This is a genomic window from Ferrimonas pelagia (assembly GCF_039543565.1).
GTDB classification, from domain to species: domain Bacteria; phylum Pseudomonadota; class Gammaproteobacteria; order Enterobacterales; family Shewanellaceae; genus Ferrimonas; species Ferrimonas pelagia.
This window is the reverse complement of record NZ_BAABJZ010000076.1, coordinates 20,808-29,815: the sequence shown is the minus strand read 5'-3', so window position 1 is coordinate 29,815 and position 9,008 is coordinate 20,808. Positions and strand designations below refer to the sequence as shown.

The 9,008-nt window shown below is 56.3% G+C and carries 5 protein-coding genes; all 5 read left to right on the top strand.

The annotated features are described in order from the left end of the window. Window positions 1–165 precede the first annotated feature (165 nt). Window positions 166–558: a hypothetical protein gene (locus ABEA08_RS11590; protein WP_345335475.1), complete on the top strand. Its 393-nt coding sequence runs from the start codon at window positions 166–168 to the stop codon at window positions 556–558. Between the two features lie 468 nt (window positions 559–1,026). Beyond that, window positions 1,027–2,538, top strand: a complete 1,512-nt coding sequence (locus ABEA08_RS11585; RefSeq protein WP_345335474.1) for a sigma-54 interaction domain-containing protein — start codon at window positions 1,027–1,029, stop codon at window positions 2,536–2,538. 54 nt (window positions 2,539–2,592) lie between these two features. After that, window positions 2,593–6,024 carry a DEAD/DEAH box helicase family protein gene (locus tag ABEA08_RS11580; RefSeq protein ID WP_345335473.1) on the top strand — a complete coding sequence of 1,144 codons (3,432 nt, stop codon included), beginning with the start codon at window positions 2,593–2,595 and terminating at the stop codon, window positions 6,022–6,024. A gap of 171 nt (window positions 6,025–6,195) precedes the next feature. Continuing rightward, complete coding sequence (locus ABEA08_RS11575; RefSeq protein WP_345335472.1) at window positions 6,196–7,767, top strand: type I restriction-modification system subunit M; 1,572 nt, start codon at window positions 6,196–6,198, stop codon at window positions 7,765–7,767. After that, window positions 7,764–8,948: a restriction endonuclease subunit S gene (locus ABEA08_RS11570; protein WP_345335471.1), complete on the top strand. Its 1,185-nt coding sequence runs from the start codon at window positions 7,764–7,766 to the stop codon at window positions 8,946–8,948. Before ABEA08_RS11575 ends, ABEA08_RS11570 begins: the two co-directional genes overlap by 4 nt. Window positions 8,949–9,008 lie beyond the last annotated feature (60 nt).

Below are 9,008 nucleotides of genomic sequence, written 5' to 3'. Positions count from 1 at the left end.
TACTCAAGCAGTGTGATTGCGGCTCACCCAGTCAGCGCAACAAGCTTAAACGGGCAGGCTGGGATGACGATTACAGGGCGAAAGTGTTCTTTGGGTGAATTGTGATCAAAGTATGCTCCCGCCCTGGTCTAACGGAGACAACACCCAACGAGAAGGAGAATTACGATGGGCAATCAAGTAAAACGGAAACAGCGCGCCAAAATGAAGAAGAAGTTCTCTCGCGTTGAAAACAATCGGGGCCAGTGGAGAAACTATCAGTTGAATCAAAAGCACAAGGAAGCGCAGCAAGTGGCTTATGCGACCCCTCAAGCACTCGAATTGTTCGCCTCATTGCCGCCATATGATCCCGAGTTCAGCGCAGTGCCCAAGATTAAGGATTATTGCATCGAAAATGGGGGACAAGACTTGCTCCTCCTAACGGCCTTAACGTATGTGCAGTATGGGCACTGGTACACAACGGGTAGCGACGCACTTCTTGGGTCCGAATTGATCGAGGCCGCTCTGTCCATGATAACCATACCGACTTTCGAAGCTCAGTTTTACGGAGCCATGGCCTAGCCTTCCGTCCTTTAGCCACTCAAGCTTTAAATCGTCATTACTAAGCCCGGCACATGCCGGGCTTTTCTTTGCCTAACGCAACAGTATAGCGCGCAGTAACCTGGGTAAAGAATACCGCCTCAACATGGGTAACATCGCCGCTCAACCCCCTTCGCCACACCGAAGCCAGTCATCACCCAGTAAAGAAACCCACGCAATAAAACAAACCCGAACAAAGTAACGGGTAAAGAAAACCGCCACCTTTATAGAATCTGCCAGGGGGAGGCCGTTCAATCGCAACCAAAGGCAAAGCCTGCGATCAGTCATCTCCCTCCCCAAAGCACCTGCCTGCATCGGAAAGCAAAGCCCAAAAAGAAAGGATCAAAAATCGGATCAAACCGATCACCTCACAGGCGCTCTCACAACTCTCCCATTCGTGAGGCCATCTGTGGGATACTCGATTGCATTAAAAACCAACAAAATCAACCCATGGCAACGCTGATCTCCTGGCTGGGCAAAGCCGATATCGACCACATGAAGCAGGACAAGAATGCCGCACTGGCCTCTATAGCCCTGAAAAGCTCAACCGCATTTGACCGTATCCTTATCCTTGGCAGCAGTTGGGAGGAAGATTGGCAGCCATACCGCGATTGGCTGAAGAAGCAGCTGGCTATCGCTCACCGGCCATATCTGGATGTCACTGTGCAGCGAGCCCGCCTGAACAGCCCCATTCACTATCCCAGCATTGCCAAGTTTACCCAGCGTCAGATCCACAATGCACTAGAACAGGACGATGACATCACCATCAGCCTGACCTCAGGCACGCCAGCGATGATCACCTTGGCAGTGCTGCTGGGCAAAAGCATCGGCTCGTGCCGTTTTATGCAGTCCTCCCCTGATGGCGACGTGCACGAGGTAGACATTCCTCTCGACTTTGCCAGCGAATATCAACGCTCTGCCATGCAGGCCCTGCAAACCTCAGCCGCTGGCCAGCCGAAATTAGGAAAAGCCTTCGATAAACTCACCGCCAACTCCCAAGTGATGCAACAGGTGGTTGAACGGGCCCAACGTCTGGCTCCTACCGATGCTTCAGTAATGGTGCTGGGAGAAACCGGTACCGGAAAAGAGGTCATGGCACAGGCTATCCACGCCGCCAGCCTTAGGGCCAACAAGCCCTTTCGTGCTGTCAACTGTGGCGCCTTACCGGAGAACCTAGTCGACTCCATCCTGTTTGGTCACGTCAAAGGGGCGTTTACCGGGGCAGACAAAGAGCACCAAGGTTTGTTTGCCCAAGCCGAAGGCGGCACCCTGTTTCTGGATGAGATCGGTGAGTTGCCCCTATCGGTGCAAGTTAAGCTACTCCGGGCGCTACAGGAACGGGAGATCACCAAAGTGGGCGGAACACAGTCTGAGCCCGTGGATGTGCGCATCATCGCTGCCACCCACCGCGACCTGTTTGAGATGGTGGCCTGTGGCGAGTTCCGTGAAGACCTCTTCTATCGCCTCGCGGTCGGCATCATCGAGCTGCCCCCATTGCGCGCACGGCAGGACGATCTTCCTGAGCTGCTCGACACCCTGCTATCTGAAATCAATCAGCAGCTTGCCACCCATCCACAACTGGAACGTAAGAAACTTTCCGTTGATGCAATTAACTTTGCAAAGTCACAGCCGTGGGCAGGCAATGTTCGCGAGCTTTGGAGCACCCTGCACCGAGCTGCACTTTGGTCCGGTGCACAGGAGATCAGCGCGGTAGATATGGAAGGCGCCCTACTCAAACGCCCGCAAAAATCCGTAAACTCCGAAATGGCTAACACGCTCACCCTGCCCCTCAACCTCCAGCAAACCCTTGATAGCCTTAAGCGAACGGCCATCGAAAAGGCGCTGGCACAAACGGCAGGCAACAAATCTCAGGCCGCAAAACTGCTTGGCGCTTCGAGTCATCAAACCTTGGGCAACTGGATGAAATCAGTAGGTTTGACCCAGACAACGGACACCGAATAACAACTCTGGCATAGTCATTGCGGTACAGCTGGCACAGATAAGGAAATAGCGAGCGTGAAATCCTCCATGAACTTCGAACACCTGCGCACCACCTGGCCCGAACTGGCCGATCTGGGCGCCTTTGCCGAAACCTACGCGGTCAGCGATCCACAAAGCGCCATGGTCAAGCTGCGCTGCTATGTCGAGAGGATCGTCGGCTACCTGTTCATGGAGTTGCGCATTCCCGCCGAGCCCAACGCCAACATCTATGACAAGCTGTGTAACGCCGAGCTGCGCTCCGTCGTCGATAGCCGTATCCTCGACAAGTTCCACGCCGTGCGCAAAGGGGGCAATAAGGCCGCCCACGAAGGCCATGTCGATCAGCACGACGCCCTCTGGCTACTCAAAGAGTCCTACTTTATCGGCTGCTGGCTGTTTATCGCTTATGGCGATGGCAAACAGGCCCAGTGTCCGCCCTACCAGTCCCCGGAAAACGCCCCGCGCGAAGACGAAAGCAAGGGCGAGTTCAAACGCAAGAACAAGGCACTGCAGCAGAAGCTGGCCGACAACAGCGCACGATTAGAGCAAGCGCTGAAAGAACTGGAGGCCGCCGAAGCCGCCCAACAGAAAGCCCAGCGCCAAGCCGCCGAGCTCAAGCAGCAGATCGATCAGGCCGCCATGGCCCGACTCAAGACCACCACCGACAGCTTCACCAATACCTTCGAGCTCAACGAAGCCGAAACCCGCCGCCGCCTTATCGACGCCGAGCTGCGCAGCGACGGCTGGAACGTCAACGACCCCGAACAAGTCGGCAAAGAGATCGAAGTCGACGGCCAGCCCACCGAAACCGGTAAAGGCTACTGCGACTACGTACTGTGGGACGACGACGGCAAACCGCTCGCGGTTGTGGAAGCCAAGCGCACCCGGGAAAACGCCCGCAAAGGCCAGCAGCAGGCCAAGCTCTACGCCGATGCGTTAGAGAAGGCCCACGGCCAGCGCCCGGTGATCTTCTACACCAACGGGTTTGATATCTGGATCTGGGACGACGCCCAGGGCTATGTGCCCCGCAAGCTGTTCGGCTACTACTCCAAAGACAGCCTGCAGTACCTTATCCAGCAGCGCAGCCAGCGCAAAAATCTCAACCAAACCGAGATAGACACCCAGGTCGCTGGCCGACTGTACCAAATCGAAACCATCACCCGGGTGTGCGAGCGCTTTAGTGACAAACACCGCAAAGCGCTGATCGTTCAAGCCACCGGCACCGGCAAGACCCGGGTCTCCATCGCCCTGACCAAGCGCCTGCTGGCCGCCGGTTGGGCCAAGCGCGTGCTGTTCCTCTGTGACCGCAAAGAGCTGCGCAAGCAGGCCGCCAACGCCTACAACGAGTTCACCAACGAACCGCTCTACGTCAAAGGCAAGAGCAAGAAAGATCTGGCCGCCAAGGCCCGCATCGTCATCGCCACCTACCCGGGGATGATCAAAGATTTCGAGAGTTTCGACGTCGGCCACTTTGATCTCATCATCGCCGACGAATCCCACCGCTCCATCTACAACAAATACGGCGAGCTGTTTAAGTACTTCGACGCCCTGCAGGTGGGCCTTACCGCCACCCCGGTGGAGATGATCTCCCGCTCCACCAGCCAACTGTTTGGCTGCGACTACAAGCTGCCCACCGCCAACTACCCGCTGGAACAGGCCATCGAGGATGGCAACCTAGTGCACTTTAAGCCGGTGTCCTTCACCACCAAATTTCTGCGCGACGGGCTTAAGGCCAACGAACTGAGCGACGAGCAGGTGGCCGAGCTGGAAGATCAGGGTATTGATCCCAATACCCTCGACTTCGACTCAGCTCAACTCGACAAGGCCATCTTCAACAAAGACACCAACCGCGCCATCCTGCGCAACCTGATGGAAAAGGGCCTGCGTGATATCGATGGCCAGCTTCCGGGTAAATCCATCGTCTTCGCCCGCAACATCGCCCACGCCGAGCTGCTCACCGAGCTGTTCCATGAGATGTACCCCCAACTGGGGGGTAATTTCTGCCGGGTGATCCACTCCAAATACGAGCGCGCCGACGATCTCATCGACGCCTTCAAGAGTGCCGAGGGCAACGACGATGAGATCACCATCGCCGTCTCCGTCGACATGCTCGATACCGGCATCGACGTGCCCGAGTGCGTCAACTTGGTGTTTGCCAAACCCATCCGCTCCAAGGTCAAGTTCTGGCAGATGGTGGGCCGCGGTACCCGCCTGTGCGAGAACCTCTACGGCCCGGGTAAACACAAGAGCCATTTCCTCATCTTCGATCACTGGAACAACTTCGAGTATTTCAAACTGCACTATGAAGAGGACGAGGGCAGCCAGGGAAAATCCCTGTCCCAGAACCTATTTGAAGCCCGCGTCAAGCTGGCCCAAGAGTCTCTCAAGCGCGCCGAGATGGACGTTTTCGATGCCATAGTCCCCCTCATTAAAGCCGACATCGACGCGCTTAATGACCAAACCATCGCCGTGCGGGAGAAATGGCAGCTCAAGGCCCAGCTCAGTGACGCCAAACGCCTGCACCAGATGGCCCCGGACACCGCCAACCTGTTGATGGATGAAATGGCCCCGCTGATGCAGTGGCGCAACATCTCAGGGGAAAGCGAAGCCCTGCGCTTTGACCTGCAGCTGACCCAGGCTCAGCACCTTAAACTGACCCAGCCCGGCAAGCTGGATGTCATCGCCGGCCCCATCCTCGACAAAGTCACCACCCTGTCGATGCACCTCAACGAAGTGCGCGCCAAGGCCGCCACCGTCAAGCAGTTGCAACAAGCCACTTTCTGGAGCGATGCCGATCACGCCACCCTGGAGCACGCCCGTACTGAGCTGCGCGGTGTCATTCATCTGCGCGACAAAGGCACGGCACCACCGGCCCCCGTCCCCCCCATCATCGATGTGAAAGAAGACCGTGCCGAATACCAGGTGGACGAGGTAAAGACCGACATTCGCACCGTGGATTACCAGATCTACAAGCAAGCCGTGGAGCAAACCCTGCAGCCCCTGTTCGACACCAACCCGGTGCTGCAGCAAATTCGCGCCGGTGAGCCGGTGCGCGAATCCGAGCTGGCCACCTTGAACGCCCTGGTGCATACCCAGAACCCCAATGTGGATCTCAACACCCTAAAGGAGTTCTTCCCCGACTCCACAGCCCGGCTCGATCAACTCTTGCGCACCCTCATCGGCATGGACAAGGCCGCCATCGAGCACGCCTTTACCGCCTTTGTTCAACAGGTGTACACCCAGCTCAACAGCCGCCAGCAGCGCTTTATCAACCTGCTGAAAAGCCATCTGGTGCGCTATGGCGCCATCGAAATCGCCCAGCTCTACGAAGCGCCCTTTACCCAAGTGCACGACGAGGGCCTCGATGGCGTCTTCAATGAAACTCAGGCCGATGTCATCGTCCAGTTCATCGAACGCTTCAACGTGCCCATGGGCGAGCCGCAAAAGCAGGTGGATGTCACAACCTAAAAGCCCCGAATAACCCCGGATCGCGTCCAAAGCCGCTACAATAGCGGCCCTGACTCCGAGGTCATCACGGTCCCATTTGCCCGGCACCAACACAACATCGCGCGCGGCGAAGCCCCGCTTCGCCGCGCCCACAAGACAACATAAGACAGATAAAGAGAAGCCAAGCCCCTTATGATCACCGGCGAACTGAAAAGCAAAATCGACAAACTCTGGGAAGAATTCTGGACCGGCGGCATCACCAACCCGCTCACCGTAGTCGAGCAGATCACCTTCCTGATGTACGCCCGCATGCTGGACATGAACGAGCGTGCCGACGAGAAGCGCAGTGCCCGTACCGGCAAGCCCTTTAACCGCCGTTTCGAGAACTGTGAGCAGCACTTGCGCTGGGAAAGCCTGCGTCACTTAGGGGCCGATCAACTCTACCCGCTGATCAAAGATGAGCTGTTCCCCCACTTCGCCGAGCTGGCCGGTGAAGGCACCCTGTTTGCCGAGTTTATGCAAGACGCCCAGTTGATGATCCAAAAGCCCTCCCTGCTGGTTAAAGCGGTAGAGCTGCTCTCCGACTTGCCGCTGGAAAACAAGGACACCAAGGGCGACTTGTACGAGTACCTGCTCTCCAAGCTCACCACCGCTGGGATCAACGGTCAGTTCCGCACCCCGCGCCACGTCATTCGCGCCATGGTGGAGATGGTCGACCCGAGCGAAACCGACCGCCTCTGCGATCCCGCCTGTGGCACCGGTGGCTTCCTCTCCACCACCTACGAGTACCTGCTGGAGAAGTACTCCTCCGAGGACGGCATCGAGCGCGAGCCGCAATTCGAAGACGGCAAACCAGTACTGGACGTGCACGGCCAGCCGGTGGTCAACACCCTCTACGCCGGTGACTTAATCGAAAACCGCCACCACATCGACAGCGACATGTTCCACGGCTTCGATTTCGACGCCACCATGCTGCGGGTCGCCGCCATGAACCTCGTCATGCACGGCGTCAAAACCCCGGATGTGCACTACCAGGACACCCTGAGCCAAAGCTTTTTGGAGCGTCGCCGCAGCGAGGCCCGCGAAGGCTTCTCCCTCATCCTCGCTAACCCGCCCTTTAAGGGCAGCCTGGATGAAGAGGATGTCGATCCCACCCTGCTACGCGTAGTCAAAACCAAAAAAACCGAGCTGCTGTTTGTTGCCCTTATTCAGCGCATGCTCAAAACCGGCGGCCGCTCCGCCACCATCGTCCCCGACGGCGTGCTGTTTGGCAGCTCCAAGGCCCACCAGACCCTGCGCAAGCACCTATTAGAGGACAACCAACTGGAGGCCGTGGTCTCCCTGCCCTCTGGCGTATTCAAACCCTACGCCGGCGTCTCCACCGCCATCCTGTTCTTCACCAAGGGCGGCAGTTCGGAAAAAATCTGGTTCTACGATGTGCAAGCCGACGGCTTCTCGCTGGATGACAAGCGCAGCGCCATCAAGGACAACGATCTGCCGGACATGGTGGCCCAGTACCGCGCCTACCAGCAGGCGGTGATTGCCGGAGACTCACTGGAGCAATGGGCCGACAAAACCCAGAAAGCCTTCCTGGTGGACGCCGCCGACATTAAAGCCAATAAGTACGATCTCTCCATCAACCGCTACAAAGAGGTGGTGTATAAGGCAGAGACCTTCGAGGACCCCAAAGTGCTGCTCAAGCAGCTGATGACCCTGGAAGATGAGATCCAGACTGAGCTTAAGGCACTGGAGGGGATGCTGTGAGTTGGCCGTTGGTTAAGATTTCAGAATTTTGCAAAACAGGGAGTGGTGGCACACCCTCACGCAAAGTCCCTGAGTATTTCGAGGGAGAGATTCCTTGGGTCAAATCTGGTGACCTTAGAGAGAAGATCGTCACTGAGGCTACTGAATTTATTTCAGACTTGGCAGTTCAGAAGAGCAGCGCAAAAATGGTTCCGCAAGGCGCGGTGCTACTCGCTATGTATGGCGCCACCGTTGGCCGAATGGCAATGTTAGGGATAGATGCTGCAACTAATCAGGCTGTATGTAGCATCGTTCCCGATCCAATGAAGGCACACCCAAAGTATGTCTACTACGCGCTCCAAGCCAAAGTACCTGTATTTTTAAGAAATGCCGTAGGTGGAGCGCAGCCTAACATTAGTCAGGGGATGATTAAGGATACAGAAATCCCCCTGCCCCCGCTGGCCGAGCAAAAGCGCATCGCCGCCATCCTCGACAAAGCCGACGGCATTCGCCGCAAACGCCAACAAGCCATCCAGCTCGCCGACGACTTCCTCCGCAGCGTCTTCCTCGACCTGTTCGGCGATCCCGTCACCAATCCCAAGGGCTGGGAGGTGAAACCGCTGAGAGAACTTGTAAGCCAAAAGCTTCAAAATGGGGCTTACTACCCAAAGGGTATGTACTCAGATTCGGGTACAGAAATGGTTCACATGGGGGATGCATTCTATGACTACGTACAAAGGGGTTCGTTGAAGCGTGTGGATGCCTCTCCTGCAGACCAAGAAAAGTACCGCCTAACCGCAGGCGACCTTTTAATTTCTCGCCGTTCACTGAACTATGAGGGAGCGGCAAAGCCATCACTAATTCCACAATCTGATGAGCCTTTGCTGTTCGAATCGTCGCTCATCAGAGTTACCCCATGCTTCAAACAGCTTTCCCTAAAGTTCCTTTATGCCTACTTGGCTCATCCGCAAGTGAAAACACATAAGGTCCGCCCATTTGTTACCGGCGCAACGATCAAAGGGATTAGCCAGAAAAACCTTGAGTCTGTTGAGGTCTACGTGCCGCCAGTGGAAAAGCAGAATGAGTTCGTCGCAATTTTCGAAAGAATTGAACAGTTAAAGGAATCCATTAGTACATCCACAACCGGGCTTAATACCTTGTCAGCATCACTAAGCCAAAAAGCCTTCTCCGGCCAACTGTAAAACATACGCTTAGCAAAGAACCACAAGGATGTGGCCTCCCCGCCCACGAGGCCACTCATC